Source organism: Castellaniella sp. MT123 (genome assembly GCF_039614765.1).
In the GTDB taxonomy this organism is placed as follows: Bacteria; Pseudomonadota; Gammaproteobacteria; order Burkholderiales; family Burkholderiaceae_B; genus Castellaniella.
In genome coordinates, this window is sequence record NZ_CP154879.1 from 612,688 (window position 1) to 626,587 (window position 13,900).

14 protein-coding genes are annotated in these 13,900 nt (G+C 63.9%); 11 read left to right on the plus strand and 3 right to left on the minus strand.

Going from position 1 to position 13,900, the window contains the following annotated elements; translation table 11 throughout:
• Positions 1–29: 29 nt before the first annotated feature.
• Positions 30–1,211, plus strand: coding sequence for a 4-hydroxybenzoate 3-monooxygenase (pobA, locus tag ABCV34_RS02735; RefSeq protein ID WP_345797727.1), 1,182 nt, complete (start codon positions 30–32; stop codon positions 1,209–1,211).
• Here the strand turns inward: pobA and ABCV34_RS02740 are convergent.
• Positions 1,193–2,242: a helix-turn-helix domain-containing protein gene (locus tag ABCV34_RS02740; RefSeq protein WP_345797728.1), complete on the minus strand. Its 1,050-nt coding sequence runs from the start codon at positions 2,240–2,242 to the stop codon at positions 1,193–1,195. The genes pobA and ABCV34_RS02740 overlap by 19 nt on opposite strands.
• A gap of 149 nt (positions 2,243–2,391) precedes the next feature.
• Here ABCV34_RS02740 and ABCV34_RS02745 point away from each other — a divergent pair, with 149 nt between their 5' ends.
• Together ABCV34_RS02745 and ABCV34_RS02750 are read left to right on the plus strand one after the other, a co-directional pair.
• Positions 2,392–2,751 (plus strand): protocatechuate 4,5-dioxygenase subunit alpha, encoded by a 360-nt coding sequence (locus tag ABCV34_RS02745; RefSeq protein WP_345797729.1) that lies wholly within the window; start codon positions 2,392–2,394, stop codon positions 2,749–2,751.
• A 2-nt stretch (positions 2,752–2,753) separates the two neighbouring features.
• Entirely contained in the window at positions 2,754–3,605 is an 852-nt protein-coding gene (locus tag ABCV34_RS02750) for a class III extradiol dioxygenase family protein (RefSeq protein WP_345797730.1), read from the plus strand.
• 16 nt (positions 3,606–3,621) lie between these two features.
• Here ABCV34_RS02750 and ABCV34_RS02755 read toward each other — a convergent pair whose 3' ends face one another.
• Positions 3,622–4,341, minus strand: a complete 720-nt coding sequence (locus tag ABCV34_RS02755) for an alpha/beta fold hydrolase (RefSeq protein ID WP_345797731.1) — start codon at positions 4,339–4,341, stop codon at positions 3,622–3,624.
• 173 nt (positions 4,342–4,514) lie between these two features.
• Between ABCV34_RS02755 and ABCV34_RS02760 the strand changes: the two genes are divergently transcribed.
• The 6 genes from ABCV34_RS02760 (at position 4,515) to ABCV34_RS02785 (ending at position 10,541) form a co-directional block, all read left to right on the plus strand.
• Complete coding sequence (locus tag ABCV34_RS02760) at positions 4,515–5,030, plus strand: MarR family transcriptional regulator (RefSeq protein WP_345797732.1); 516 nt, start codon at positions 4,515–4,517, stop codon at positions 5,028–5,030.
• 125 nt (positions 5,031–5,155) lie between these two features.
• Complete coding sequence (locus ABCV34_RS02765; RefSeq protein WP_345797733.1) at positions 5,156–6,205, plus strand: aromatic ring-hydroxylating dioxygenase subunit alpha; 1,050 nt, start codon at positions 5,156–5,158, stop codon at positions 6,203–6,205.
• A gap of 54 nt (positions 6,206–6,259) precedes the next feature.
• Positions 6,260–7,234 (plus strand): PDR/VanB family oxidoreductase, encoded by a 975-nt coding sequence (locus tag ABCV34_RS02770; RefSeq protein WP_345797734.1) that lies wholly within the window; start codon positions 6,260–6,262, stop codon positions 7,232–7,234.
• Positions 7,235–7,348: 114 nt separating this feature from the next.
• Positions 7,349–8,518 (plus strand): ABC transporter substrate-binding protein, encoded by a 1,170-nt coding sequence (locus tag ABCV34_RS02775; protein WP_345797735.1) that lies wholly within the window; start codon positions 7,349–7,351, stop codon positions 8,516–8,518.
• 72 nt (positions 8,519–8,590) lie between these two features.
• Positions 8,591–9,589 carry an aldo/keto reductase gene (locus ABCV34_RS02780; protein ID WP_345797736.1) on the plus strand — a complete coding sequence of 333 codons (999 nt, stop codon included), beginning with the start codon at positions 8,591–8,593 and terminating at the stop codon, positions 9,587–9,589.
• A gap of 58 nt (positions 9,590–9,647) precedes the next feature.
• On the plus strand, positions 9,648–10,541 hold the full coding sequence (locus ABCV34_RS02785; RefSeq protein WP_345797737.1) for a DUF1932 domain-containing protein: 894 nt from the start codon (positions 9,648–9,650) through the stop codon (positions 10,539–10,541).
• A gap of 73 nt (positions 10,542–10,614) precedes the next feature.
• Here the strand turns inward: ABCV34_RS02785 and ABCV34_RS02790 are convergent, their stop codons facing one another.
• Positions 10,615–11,529, minus strand: a complete 915-nt coding sequence (locus ABCV34_RS02790) for a LysR substrate-binding domain-containing protein (protein ID WP_345797738.1) — start codon at positions 11,527–11,529, stop codon at positions 10,615–10,617.
• 137 nt (positions 11,530–11,666) lie between these two features.
• On the opposite strand from ABCV34_RS02790, the gene ABCV34_RS02795 reads away from it, so the two are divergent.
• Positions 11,667–12,809, plus strand: coding sequence for a 4-oxalomesaconate tautomerase (locus tag ABCV34_RS02795; RefSeq protein WP_345797739.1), 1,143 nt, complete (start codon positions 11,667–11,669; stop codon positions 12,807–12,809).
• A 58-nt stretch (positions 12,810–12,867) separates the two neighbouring features.
• Positions 12,868–13,896, plus strand: a complete 1,029-nt coding sequence (locus tag ABCV34_RS02800; protein ID WP_345798678.1) for an amidohydrolase family protein — start codon at positions 12,868–12,870, stop codon at positions 13,894–13,896.
• Positions 13,897–13,900: the final 4 nt, after the last annotated feature.

Sequence of the window (13,900 nt, forward strand, 5' to 3'; positions counted from 1 at the left end):
GGGCGCGAGGATCGGGACGGAGGAGAATCATGAAGACACAGGTCGCCATTATCGGCGCTGGCCCGTCGGGGCTGCTGCTGGGCCAGTTGCTGCATCGCTGCGGCATTGACAACGTCATCCTGGAGCGTCACACGCCGGAATATGTCCTGGGGCGGGTTCGCGCGGGCGTGCTGGAATACGGTTTCGTCGATCTCATGCGCGAGGCCGGGGTGTCCGCCCGGATGGATGCCGATGGACTGGAGCACACGGGTTTCACCCTGGCGTTCCAGGGCGACCGGCATCGGGTCGACATGCATGGCCTGACCGGAAAGTCCGTGCTGGTCTACGGGCAGACGGAAGTCACGCATGACCTGATGGATGCCCGTCGGGAGAGCGGTGCGCCGATTTACTACGAAGCGACCGACGTGCAGCTGCACGACTTCCTGGAAGGCGACAAACCCCGGGTGACCTTCCAGCACGAGGGGAAACAGCACGTGCTGGAGTGCGATTACATCGCGGGTTGCGACGGCTTCCATGGGGTGTCGCGCAAATCCGCGCCCCAGGACAAGATCCATAATTTCGAGCGGGTGTATCCCTTCGGCTGGCTGGGTTTGCTCACCGAAACACCGCCCGTCGAGGACGAACTGATTTACGTCCACAATCCCCGGGGTTTCGCGCTGTGCAGCATGCGTTCTCACACGCGCAGCCGCTATTACATTCAGTGCAGCCTGGCCGAGCATGTCGAGGACTGGTCCGATGACCGCTTCTGGACGGAATTGTCGGCACGCCTGCCCGAGGATGTCGCAGGCAAGCTGCAAACCGGCCCTTCATTCGAGAAGAGCATTGCGCCGTTGCGCAGCTTCGTTGCCGAGCCGATGCGTTTCGGCCGGATGTTCCTGGTGGGGGATGCGGCGCACATTGTGCCGCCGACCGGCGCCAAGGGGCTGAATCTGGCCTCCAGCGACGTCTATACCCTGTACCATGCCTTGCGCGGCGCCTATCACGAGAATCGCCCCGAGCTGCTGGACCGCTACTCGGAAATCTGCCTGCGGCGCATCTGGAAGGCCGAGCGTTTTTCCTGGTGGATGACCTCGCTGCTGCACACGTTTGACGAGGGCGGCTTCAACCAGCGCATCCAGAAGGCCGAGCAGGACTACTACACCAGCACGCAGGCCGGGCTGATGACGATCGCGGAAAACTACGTGGGCCTACCCTACGAACCGGTCGTCTGATCGGTTGCCGGTTCGTCCTGGGCATCGTCCGGCGGGTTGGCTCCCGGACGATGCCCCCCGGTGCCCAGGGCGCCGCGGCGGAAGTCCTTGGGCGAGACCCCAGCCAGCCGCTTGAAGAACCGGGTGAAATATCCCGGATCGGCAAAGCCTAGCGAATCGGCGATTGTGCCGATGGTGCGCGTCGTGTAGATCAGCTCACGGCGCGCCTCCAGCAGCAGCCGGTCGTGGATCAGCTGCAGTGCGGTCTTTCCGGCCAGGGCCTGGACGATGCTGTTCAGGTGTGCGGGCGTCACGCCGATGCGCCGCGCATACCAGGCCACCTGATGCTGGCGGGCGTAATGGGCCTCGATCATGTGGGCGTAGCGTGTGAGGTGCTGGCTGCCGGGGTCCGCCCCCGCCTGGGTCGCGCCCGCAGGCCGGTGGTGCTGATGGATCCAGACCAGAACGATGCCCAGCAAGGCCTCGAGCAGCGGACCGCGCTGGGGACTGCGCAGGCTGCGATATTCCTGGTCCATGCGGTGGAAGGTCAGCGCGGTGTGAGCGTCGCCGGCATCTCCCGCCTTCAGCTGCAGCGTCGCCGGATCCGTCAGGGTGTTCAGGTTCAGGCCATGGCGTTCGCACAGTGGATGCAGCAGGGCGTAGGTCAGCGTCAGGATGTAGCCGCTGGAACCTGGGCGGAAGATGAATTCATGCACGACCTGCTGGGGCACCACCACGATGTGTCCGCCGTCCGCCAGGCCCTGCTCGGAATCGTCCGGGGATGGGGGCCGGGCGACGGTTGGCCCGGCCACGAGGGTGCTGGCCTGGCCGTCCAGCCGTACGGTGACCGCCCCGGATTCCAGGAACAGAACCTGGAAGAGATCTGCGTGTTTGTGGGCGGTCACATGCCAATTGTGCAATTTCTCCTGGGCCGCAATGGTTTCGCAAAACAGCGGATCGGGTGTCGTCCAGACATTGCCGTAACCGTAGAGTTTATAGATCGGAATGGCGGTGTGGTCATGGGCGGGCGGGGCGGGCGTGAGTACCTCCATGACCGTCTCCTGATGACATGAATCCATTAAATGTACATTTTTAAAGTATAAAAATCCATTCCTGGGATGCGCCGGCTGATTCATGATGGGCCTGTCTGATTTCCCTCGGCCGATAACATCCGGTCGGGCTACTTTCAAGGAGACAAGTCATGACAGCCACTACACGACAGCGCCGGCGCAAGATCCCCGGCACGGTGATTTTCGATGGTGACCTGGCCCGCATCGGGTATGCGCTGAACCGTATGTGTTTCAGCTTCAATGCGGCGGAATGCCGGGCCGCGTTCCTGAGCGACGAAGAAGCCTACATGAACCGCTACGGCCTGTCCGAAGCGCAGAAGGAAGCCGTGCGCAGCCGGGAAGTTCTGCGCATGATCGCGGCCGGCGGCCACCCCTATTACCTGGCCAAGCTGGCCGGGATTTTCGGCCTGGACATGCAGGACATCGGCGCCCAGCAGACGGGATTGAGTAAAGAGGCCTTCCGGGCCAAACTGGCTTCGGCAGGAGCATGATCATGGCACACATCATCGGCAGTATCAGCACGTCTCACGTCCCCGCCATTGGCGGCGCCCTGGCCCGCCAGAAACAGGAAGACCCATACTGGAAACCGTTTTTCGACGGGTACGACAAGGCCCGCGAATGGCTGGCTCAAACACGCCCCGACGTCGTGGTCATAGTGCACAACGACCACGGCCTGAATTTCTTTCTCGACAAGATGCCGACCTTTTCGGTGGGGGCGGCCGACGTCTACCAGACCGCCGACGAGGGCTGGGGCATTCCCGCCCTGGTGCAACCGAAGGGATGCGTGGACCTCTCCTGGCAGATCGTCGAAACGCTGGTCGAGGACGATTTCGACATCACCACCTGCCAGGAAGCGCTGATCGACCATGCGGTATCGCTGCCGCTGGCGTTGCTGTGGCCCGAAGGCCAGGCAGCGGGCGCCTGGCCGGTGGAGATCGTGCCGGTCTGCATCAATACGGTGCTGGCACCCTATCCGTCGGCGGCGCGTTGCTATCGGCTGGGCCAGTCGTTGCGCCGTGCGATCGAGTCCTGGGATGACGACCGGCGGGTGCTGGTGATTGCCAGCGGTGGCCTGTCGCATCAGCTGGATGGCGAACGGGCCGGGTTCATCAACAGGTCCTTCGATCAGCAGTTCATGGACAGCCTGGTGGACGATCCCACCTGGATCACCCAATACACCAACGACGAACTGGTCGAGCTGACCGGCACGCAGGGGATCGAGCTGCTCATGTGGGTCGCGGCGCGGGGCGTGCTGGACGATACGCCGGTGCGCAAGCTGCATTCGCACTACCACGTGCCGATTTCCAACACGGCCACGGGGTTGGTGGTGCTCGAGCAGGCCTGATCCGGCGCGTCCTCCATCAGTCCGCCAGGGCCCAGCGCGAAAGCCAGCCCGAGATGGCGGACAAGCAGGCCGCTGGCGCCTCGAACGGTGCCATGTGGCCTGCGCCCGTCACAGCTTCCAGCGTTGCGTCGGATATCAGGTCCGCCATGTCGGCGTGCCTGGCGATCGGACTCCATCGGTCCTCCGTGCCGCTCATGAGCAGTACGGGACAGTCGATTCGGCTCAGCAGTTCCGTGGCGTCGGGCCGGTCGATCAGGGCCCCCATCTGACTGGCGAAAGAATCCGGTGTCGAGCGCAGGATCATCGTGCGCATCCTGTGCATCAGCGCCTCGTCGTCCCGAGTTTCGGGTGCGATCATGCCGGCGAGCCAGTCGGCTGCAATCGCCTCGATGCCGCAGGCCCGTGCAGCGCGCACCAGGGCGAGTCGCTTTTCGGCCTCTCCGTTGCCCAGCCCCTGGTAGCCGGTGTTCATGAGCACCAGGGCCTGACAGCGCTTCGGCGCCTGACGGGCCATTTCCAGTGCGATGCGCCCACCCATCGAATGCCCTGCCACGATTAGCGGACCGGTCGTCCGAGCCAACACATCGCGTGCCGCATCGGGCAGCGAGGTGATGCTGCTCAGGTCTGCCGCCAGGACATGGCCCAGGCGCGAAAGAGGGCCGATGAAATCGGACCAGGTATCCGCGTCGCATAGCAGGCCGTGCAGCAGGACGAAGGTGGGGCGAATGTCGTTCATAGGTATTCCGGATTGATTGGGAGCAAAAAAACAGGGAAGGGAAAGCCGGGCTCCCAGTGGGCCTGCTGGCATCCCGCTCGCGGACTGGACGATAATCGAAACTGGACGCAGGGGCGGTGTCCATTGCTGCTTTCCCTGGCCGCTTGCCCGGCGGCATCCGGCGAGAAACCCACATGTCCGATTCGATCCTGTACGAACCGCTGTATACCCAGCCTGGCCACCTGCTGCGGCGCGCCCAGCAGATTTCGGCGTCGATCTTCCATGACGAGATCGGTGCCCTCGTCACGCCCATGCAGTATGCGGTGTTGTGCGTGCTGCTGGACCATCCGGGGGTTGACCAAGTGTCCTTGGCGGGCCTGGCGGCGATCGACACGTCCACGGCGGCCAGCGTGGCGACCCGGCTCGAGGAAAAGGGCCTGCTGTCGCGTCAGGTCGATCCCGCCAATCGCCGCCAGCGTATCGTGATGCTCACCGATCAGGGCAGGGATCTGCTGCTTCTGGTCAACGATGCCATTGGTCGCTTGCACCGACGCATCTTCGAGAAATTCTCGCCCCAGGAGGAAACCCAGTTCATGGCGCTGCTGCGAAAGCTCGTGGACGTGAACAATCATCAAAGTCGGGCGCCGTTGACAGCGGCACGGTCTGCGCACGAGGGGGTGGGTGAAAACCTTGTAGTTGACAAGGTCTAGGGGTAAGCACCGATGTTGCATCGACGTCTCGAGAAATAGCATATGTCTAAACGTTCAGTGTACTGAATATTCTTTAATCAAACATCGATCCGTTCTTCTGCGGATCGCTTCGCAGGAGATGGCGCATGTTTCCCAAGAATGCCTGGTACGTAGCCTGTACACCCGATGAGATCGGTGACAAGCCGCTGGGTCGCATGATTTGCGGGCGGCCGATCGTGTTCTATCGGGGAGAAGGCGGCAAGGTCGCTGCGCTGGAAGATTTCTGTCCCCACCGGGGCGCCGCGCTCTCGCTCGGTGCCGTGGTCGATGGCAAGTTAATGTGCGGCTATCATGGTCTGGTCATGGGCTGCGATGGCAAGGCGGTGTCCATGCCCATGCAGCGGGTGGGCGGTTTTCCCTGCATCCATAGTTATCCCGTCGCGGAGCTGCACGGTTTCATCTGGGTCTGGCCGGGCGATGCGGGGCTCGCTGACGAGTCGGCCATTCCTGACCTGTTCTGGTCCGATCACCCCGAGTGGGCCTTTGGTGGCGGGCTTTATCATATCCAGAGCGATTACCGGCTGATGATCGATAATCTGATGGACCTGACCCACGAGGCTTACGTGCACGTCGGCAGCATCGGGCAGGATGAAATCGATGAATCCCCCGTCCGGACTCAAATGGAAGGCGATCAGGTGGTCACCCGCCGCGAAATGCAAGGGATCGTCGCGCCCCCGTTCTGGCAGGCGGCGATGCGGGCTCATGGCCTGGATGATCAGGCACCTGTCGATCGCTGGCAGGTGTCGCGCTTCACCGCGCCAGGTCACGTCCTGATCGAGGTCGGTGTGGCACTGGCGGGCAAGGGCGGGATCAACGCGGATCCGCGCGACAAGGTCTCGGCGATCGTCGTGGATTTCATGACGCCCGAGACCGAGTCCTCGCACTGGTATTTCTGGGGGATGGCCCGGCATTTCCAGGCGAATGATCCCGCCCTGACTGACACTATCCGCACTGGACAAGGTCAGATCTTCAGCCAGGACCTGGCCGTGCTGGAGGCCCAGCAGCGCAACCAACGGCTGTTTCCGAATCGGCGCTTGCTGGCCCTGAACATCGATGCCGGCGGTGTACGGGCGCGGCGTCTTCTGGATGACCTGGTCCGGGGCGAGGGCGAAGCCGTAGGTACCGCCGCCAATTGACCTTTTACGCGGGACACGGCATTTTTGCGGGTCCCGATATGAAACGAGAATGACATGATCACAGAATCCCTGTCCGTACGGGTGGCCAGCAAGCAACAGGTGGCTCAGGACGTCGTCAGCCTGGAGCTGGTCGATCCCGATGGAGGCCTTCTGCCGGAGTTTTCCCCGGGGGCGCACATCGACGTGCATCTTCCCGGTGGTTACATCCGCCAGTACTCCCTGCTCAACGATTGCGTGCAGCGCGGCCATTTCTTGATCGGCGTGCTGCGTGAGCCGCAGTCCCGGGGGGGCTCGGTCGCGGTTCACGATCAGGTGCGGGTGGGGGATCTGCTGCACATCAGCCCGCCACGCAATCGCTTCCCGCTGGTCCCTGCGGAGCACAGCCTGCTGTTTGCCGGCGGGATCGGGATTACGCCGCTGCTGTGCATGGCTCGTAGCCTCCAGGCGACGAGCGCGGCCTTCGAACTGCACTACAGTTGCCGCTCGCGGGGGCGCGCCGCTTTTCTGGACGAAATCCTGGGGCCATCGCTGGCCGGCCACGCACGGGTGCATTTCGATGACGAGCCGGAGACGGCCCTGGATGCGCGGGCCGTGCTGGAGCGGGCCAGGTCGCAGGACCACGTCTATGTCTGCGGGCCGTCGGGCTACATCGACTTCATCCGGACGCAGGCCCGGGAAGCAGGCGTGGACGAGTCACACGTCCACTTCGAGCGCTTCGCGCTGGATGACGTCGAGCGTCCGGTGGCACCCGCGGCGGGTGACGTCGCCTTTCAGGTCAAGCTCGCCAGTACCGGAGAGGTCTTCGATATCCCCGCTGATGAGACGGTGACCGCTGCACTGGACCGCCAGGGTGTGTTCATCCCCGTGTCCTGCGAGGAGGGGATCTGCGGAACCTGCCTGACGGGGGTGGCGGAAGGCCTTCCTGATCATCGCGACACCTACCTGACGGATGCGGAGCACGCGGCCAACGACCAGTTCACCCCTTGCTGTTCCCGTGCCAGGACCCCGATGTTGGTGCTGGACCTCTGATGCGCAGTCCGGATTGACCAGACGGCGCGTGAGTGCTCCGTCCGGTCGATTCAACAGGCTGCCGGGACCCGCGTGTTTTCCCAATTTACGAGAACGAAGTCAAAGGAGACATACGTGAAGCATTTCATAGGCAAACTGCTGGCCGCCTGCATCCTGGCGGCAACCGGGGCGGGTGTGGCTCAGGCCCAGGACCTGAAGGTCGGTCTGGTCCTTCCGCTGTCAGGGCCGTTCGCCTCGACCGGGCAGCAGATGATGAACGGCGCCCAGCTCTACCTGAAGGAACATGGTGACACTGTCGCGGGACGCCGGATCGTGTTGATCCCGAAGGATGACACGGGCGTTTCGCCGGCAATCAGCAAGCGTCAGGCACAGACCCTGCTGATTCAGGACAAGGTCGAGGTGCTGGCCGGATTTGGTCTGACGCCGGGGGCTTTTTCGGTGGCTCCGCTGGCCACTGAGGCCAAGGTGCCGATGGTCGTCCTCAATGCCGCCACATCGTCGATCACGACCAAGTCGCCCTACATCGTGCGTACGTCGATGACCTTGCCGCAGGTGGCTGCGCCTATGGCCAGCTGGGCGGTGGCCAACGGAATCCGGCGTGTGTACGTTGCGGTGGCGGATTACGGTCCAGGGCACGACGCGGCTGCGCAGTTCAAGAAGACCTTTTCCGCGGCGGGTGGGGACGTGGTCGGTGAAGTGCATACGCCGTTGACCAGCCCGGATTTTGCCCCCTATCTGCAGAAGATCAAGGACGTTCGTCCGGACGCGGTGTTCCTGTTCGTGCCCAACGGCGAACAGGGCGTGGCCTTCGCCAAGGGCTACCGGGAACGCGGCCTGTCCGAGGCCGGCATCCGCCTGCTGGCGACCGGGGATGTCGTTACAGAGGACGTGCTGGCGGCCATGGGCGATAGTGCCGTGGGCATGATCTCGGCGTTCCATTATTCCGAGGCGCACGAATCACCCGAGAACAAGTCTTTTGTGGACGCCTATGCGAAGGCCTATCCTGGCACCCGCCCGAACATGGTGGCTGTGGCCGCTTACGACGGCATGCGTCTGATCCGTGAAACCCTGTTGAAGACGGGCGGCAACGCCCAGGGCGATGCCTTCATCGCGGCGGCCGAGGGGCTGGAATGGACCAGCCCGCGCGGTCCGGTCCGGATCGATCCCAAAACCCGCGACATCGTTCAGAACGTTTATATTCGCAAGGTCGAGCGGGTGAACGGCGTCCTGCAGAACGTTGAGTTCGATACCGTTGCGATGGTCAGGGATCCAGGCAAGGAATAGCAGACCGCTATAGCTGCTAGTTCTCCCCAGGGTCTTATCTCGCCGGCGGGATTTGGGGATAATCGGGGCACTATGACGAAAAAGCGCACGATCGCCGGCATGCCGGTCTTTCCCATCGGCCTGGGGTGCATGGGCCTGAGCCACGGCTATGGTCCGGCGGTGCCGCCGGACCAGGCCGAGTCCCTTCTGCTGGGGGCGCTGGATGCCGGTGTCACGCTGTTCGATACGGCGGCGCTCTACGGCTTCGGTCACAACGAGGAACTCGTTGGCCGGGTGCTTGCGCCGCATCGCAGCCGTTTCTTCCTGGCCAGCAAGTGCGGGATCTTCCGGGACAATGGGCAACGCCGCATCGATGGCCGCCCCGAGACCCTGCGCCGCACCTGTGAAGATTCCTTGCGGCGTCTGCGTACTGACGTCATCGATCTGTATTATCTGCATCGCTGGGACAAATCCGTACCGATCGAAGACAGTGTGGGGGCATTGGCGGATATGGTCCAGGCGGGCAAGGTCCGCCACATTGGCCTGTCCGAGGTCTCTGCGAACACACTGCGCCGTGCCCATGCCATCCACCCGATCGCCGCCGTCCAGAGCGAATATTCCCTCTGGGTGCGCAACGTCGAAATCGCCGTGCTGCAGGCCTGCCGCGATCTGGACATCGCGCTGGTGGCCTTCAGCCCATTGGGTCGGGCTTTTCTGGCCGATGGCCTGCCGCCCCTGGATGCCCTGGACGAGCACGATCTGCGGCGGCGCATGCCGCGTTTCCAGCCCGAAGCCCTGCGACATAATCTGGCGCTGCTCGATCCGTTGCGGCGCCTGGCACGCGAACGGGATTGCACGCCGGGCCAGCTGGCGCTGGCCTGGCTGCTGCATCAGGGCGAGCACGTCATCCCGATTCCGGGCACGACCCGGCTGTCGCATCTGCGGGAAAATCTGGCTGCGGCCGATCTGTCGCTGGACGACGCATCGTGCGTGGAACTGGCCGCCTGTTTCCATCGCGCGCGGGTCGCGGGCGATCGCTACGGGCCGGCGACGCAGGCGGAAATCGATACGGAACAGTTTTCAGCGTCCTGACGGACCATCGACGTATCCGTGGCCGATGGCGGGCCACGGGTCAGAGGAGGATTCACTCATGCAAGCAACACATCTGGGACTGATCGGCTATGGCGAGGTCGGCGGTATCTTCTGCGCGGGGCTCGGTCCGCAAGTGGACGGAGTTCGTGCCTGGGACGTGAAACTGGCCGATCCGGCCGCTGCGGCCCCGCTGCGCGAACGGGCAGGGCAGGATGGCGTGACCTTGTGCGCTTCCTCGGCCGAGCTCTGCGCGGCGAGCACGCTGCTGGTGTCGGCGGTCACCGCGTCCAACACGGTGGCGGTCGCCCGCGAAGCGGCGGCGCATCTGCTGCCGGGCACGGTCTTTCTGGACCTGAATTCGGCGTCTCCGGGCGCCAAGCGCGAGGCCGCGGGTCTCATCGAGGCGGCGGGCGGCCATTATGTCGAAGCCGGGGTGATGACCTCGGTGCCGCCGTATGGCATCCGGGTGCCGATGCTGCTGGGCGGGCCGCATGCGGAATCGCTCGCCCGGCGGCTCGCGTCGTTTGGCATGGACGCCAAGGCGGTGTCGGCTGAACTGGGTGTGGCCTCGGCGATCAAGATGTGCCGCAGCGTCATGATCAAAGGATTGGAGGCGCTGGTGATCGAGAGCTACACCGCGGCCCGGGCCTATGGGGTCGAAGAACACGTCCTGCCAACGCTGCAGGAAACCTTCCCGTCCATCGACTGGACCGAGCAGGGGCGCTATTTTTACAGCCGGGTCGTCCAGCACGGCCGCCGTCGCGCCGAGGAGATGCGCGAGGTCGCCAATACCGTACGGGAAGCGGGCTTCGAGCCCTGGATGGCAGCGGCAACGGCGGAAAAGCAGGACTGGGTGGCCGGCCTGGCCGCGCAGGGGCTGTTCGACGGCGTACAGCCCTCGGACGGCTGGCAGGGCTATGCCGACCGTTTGATCGCTCACGCGAAGGCGTGATCCTCCTGCTGGAACGCACCCCCTGAAATGGGGTGCGGTCAGCCGGATCGTCGCTGGCGGGCCACCGGCGCCATCAAGCGGACTGGATCATCGACGCCGGATAGACTTCACCAACCGTCGAGCGGATCAGTTCCAGCATGGCTTGCTGAGTCAGTGTCGTGATGCGCCCGGCGGCCGTCGCCAGATAGAGCCGGCTGGGCAGTTCGGGCTGGGCGATGGGCCGGATGTGGTAGCGCTCGGGCTGCGACGAGGTCAGGACCGCATGTTCGGTGAGCACGGCATAGCCCACACCATCGGCGACCAGGTCCAGGATCGCCGGGACCCCGTCGATTTCCAGGCGGATGTTGGGCCGGCAGCCCATGAGCGCCATCTGCGATTCGAGCAGCATGCGCACGGTATGCGGACGGTTGGGAATGACCAGCGGAATGTTGGCCAGCGAGCGCAGTTGCACGGGCTGGTGCGACGGATGCGGGCCCAGGGGGCCGACCAGGTACAGCAGTTCGCTGGTCAATGGGCTGAGATCCAGTTCCGCCGACGGTGTCGGATTGTAGATCAGGGCGATGTCCAGCCGCCCCGCCAGCAGCCATTCCTGCATCATCAGGGACAGGCCTTCGCTGATCGAGAGGGTGGCATTGGGCAGCTGTTTGCGGAATTTTCGCGTCAGCTGCACCGTCAGCATCTTGGATGCGCTGGGTGGCACGCCCAGGGCTACCCGGCCGGCCAGTGCGCCCTGAACGCGTCCCATGTCTTCCTTGGCCCGTTCGATCTGATGCAGGATCCCCCGACAGTGATCCAGCAGCAGCTTGCCTGCTTCGGTCGTCGTGACGCCGCGGCCGTTGCGGTTCAGCAGGTTCTGGCGCAACTCGACTTCCAGCAGGCGCACCTGCCGGCTGAGCGCGGGCTGTGCGATGTTCAGGGCATGGGACGCCTGGGTGAAGCTTCCCAGTTCGGCCACGCGCGCGAAATATTCCAGCTGCTTGAGATCCATATCAGGGTTTACCCTAAAGTTCGTTATCGCACCCATTGAAGTATATCATTCCGATATAGCAGCTAGTGCTTCCATGCCCTTATTCGTGGGGGTGTCTGCGCCCATAATGAGTCCAACACAGCAACGGTGGTGATGTGATGCAAAAGCCAGTTCCGACCCTGTTCATGCGTGGAGGCACCTCGCGCGGGCCCTTCTTCCTGGAGTCCGACCTGCCGTTGGACACGGCGGCGCGCGATCGCGTGCTGCTCGCCGTCATGGGGTCACCCGACCGCCGGCAGATCGATGGCCTGGGCGGCGCGCATCCCCTGACCAGCAAGGTCGGCATCGTGCGTGCCGGAACCGTACCGGGTGTGGATCTGGAATTTCTGTTCGCGCAGCTGCAGCCGGATCGCGACACGGTCGATACCACGGCCAACTGTGGCAACATGCTGGCGGCTGTCGTCCCCTTCGGTCTCGAGCGCGGCTTGATCCAGGCGCAGGGGGACGAAACCACGGTGCGCGTGCTGACGCGCAATACCGGCATGCAATGCGACATCACGGTGCAAACTCCCCTGACCCCGCAGGGGCGTCAGGTCAGCTACGAAGGCTTGGCCCGCATCGACGGCGTACCGGGCACGTCGGCGCCCATCACCATCAATTTCCTGGATACCGCCGGATCGGTCTGCTCCAGCCTGTTGCCGACGGGCAGGGTGCGAGACCAGGTCCATGTCGAGCCGCCGGCCGGGGCCGATTTTCCCGCCTTCGATATCGATGTGACCTGCATCGACAACGGCATGCCGCTGGTGTTGTTCCGGGCCGGCGATCTGGGCTGCACCGGCCAGGAAACTCCGGCACAATTGAATGCCGATTCGGCCCTGAAAGCCCGCATCGAGGCGCTGCGCCTGAAGACGGCGCAACTGATGGGGCTGGGCGACGTCACGTCGCGCAATTATCCCAAAATGACCCTGGTGTCGGCGCCTCAGGCGGGCGGCGCGATCAACACGCGCTGTTTCATCCCCCATGTTTGTCACGAGGCGATCGGCGTCCTCGCGGCTGTCACCGTCGGCACCGCCTGCGTCCTGGAAGGCTCCGTGCCGCATGCGCTGACGCGGCTGCCCGAGGGCGCCCGCAAGGCCGTCTCGATCGAACACCCCAGTGGGGAATTCACGGTCGACCTCGAGCTGGACGCCGAAGATCCCCAGAAGGTCGTGCGTGCCGCGTTGCTGCGCACCGCACGTCTCATCATGCGCGGCGAGGTCATGGTTCCCGCCGCCGCCTGGCCCGATGCCGCACAACCCTGAACCGGGCCAGGCCGAGTCTCGTCACCACAAGGAATTTGCACACATGAGCCGAAAACCTCTGATCATCGATTGCCACGGGCATTACACGACCGCGCCCCAGGCCCTGGCGGACTGGCGCGAGCGGCAGATCGCCGGCATCCAGGATCCGGAGCACAGCCCGAAGGCCTCGGATCTGCGCATCAGCGACGACGAACTGCGCGAGAGCGTCGAAACCAATCAGCTGCGCCTCATGCGCGAGCGGGGTTCGGACCTGACGATCTTTTCGCCGCGCGCCAGCTTCATGGCCCACCACATCGGGGATTTCCAGGTCTCCAGCACCTGGTCGGCGATCTGCAATGAACTTTGCCATCGGGTGGCCACGCTGTTTCCCGATCATTTCGCAATGGCCGCGATGCTGCCGCAATCGCCCGGCGTGGACCCGGCGACGTGCATTCCCGAACTGGAAAAATGCGTGCGGGAATACGGTGCCGTCGGGATCAATCTGAACCCCGACCCGTCCGGCGGGCACTGGACGGCCCCGCCGCTGTCGGACCGCTCCTGGTATCCGATCTATGAAAAGATGGTCGAACACGACATCCCGGCGATGATCCACGTGTCCACCAGCTGTAATGCCTGTTTCCACACGACGGGCGCCCACTATCTGAATGCCGATACGACGGCGTTCATGCAGTGCCTGACGTCCGACCTGTTCAAGGATTTCCCGACGCTGCGCTTCGTGATTCCACACGGGGGCGGGGCGGTGCCGTACCATTGGGGGCGGTTCCGCGGTCTGGCTCAGGCGCTGAAAAAGCCCCTGCTCGACGAGCATCTGCTCAACAACGTCTTCTTCGACACCTGTGTCTATCATCAGCCGGGCATCGATTTGCTGACCCACGTGATCCCCGTGAAAAACGTGTTGTTCGCCTCGGAAATGATCGGCGCGGTGCGCGGCATCGATCCTGAAACCGGTCATTATTTCGACGACACCAAGCGCTATATCGATGCGGCCGGGACGCTCGACGACGCCGACCGTTTCCAGATCTACGAAGGCAATGCTCGCCGTGTCTATCCGCGCCTGGATGCCGCCCTGAAGGCCAAAGGCCTTTGATGAT

Coding starts and splice junctions, on each gene's coding strand:
- pobA (WP_345797727.1), top strand. CDS start 30: ATGAAGACACAGGTCGCCATTATCGGCGCTGGCCCGTCGGGGCTGCTG.
- ABCV34_RS02740 (WP_345797728.1), bottom strand. CDS start 2,242: ATGGAGGTACTCACGCCCGCCCCGCCCGCCCATGACCACACCGCCATT.
- ABCV34_RS02745 (WP_345797729.1), top strand. CDS start 2,392: ATGACAGCCACTACACGACAGCGCCGGCGCAAGATCCCCGGCACGGTG.
- ABCV34_RS02750 (WP_345797730.1), top strand. CDS start 2,754: ATGGCACACATCATCGGCAGTATCAGCACGTCTCACGTCCCCGCCATT.
- ABCV34_RS02755 (WP_345797731.1), bottom strand. CDS start 4,341: ATGAACGACATTCGCCCCACCTTCGTCCTGCTGCACGGCCTGCTATGC.
- ABCV34_RS02760 (WP_345797732.1), top strand. CDS start 4,515: ATGTCCGATTCGATCCTGTACGAACCGCTGTATACCCAGCCTGGCCAC.
- ABCV34_RS02765 (WP_345797733.1), top strand. CDS start 5,156: ATGTTTCCCAAGAATGCCTGGTACGTAGCCTGTACACCCGATGAGATC.
- ABCV34_RS02770 (WP_345797734.1), top strand. CDS start 6,260: ATGATCACAGAATCCCTGTCCGTACGGGTGGCCAGCAAGCAACAGGTG.
- ABCV34_RS02780 (WP_345797736.1), top strand. CDS start 8,591: ATGACGAAAAAGCGCACGATCGCCGGCATGCCGGTCTTTCCCATCGGC.
- ABCV34_RS02785 (WP_345797737.1), top strand. CDS start 9,648: ATGCAAGCAACACATCTGGGACTGATCGGCTATGGCGAGGTCGGCGGT.
- ABCV34_RS02790 (WP_345797738.1), bottom strand. CDS start 11,529: ATGGATCTCAAGCAGCTGGAATATTTCGCGCGCGTGGCCGAACTGGGA.
- ABCV34_RS02795 (WP_345797739.1), top strand. CDS start 11,667: ATGCAAAAGCCAGTTCCGACCCTGTTCATGCGTGGAGGCACCTCGCGC.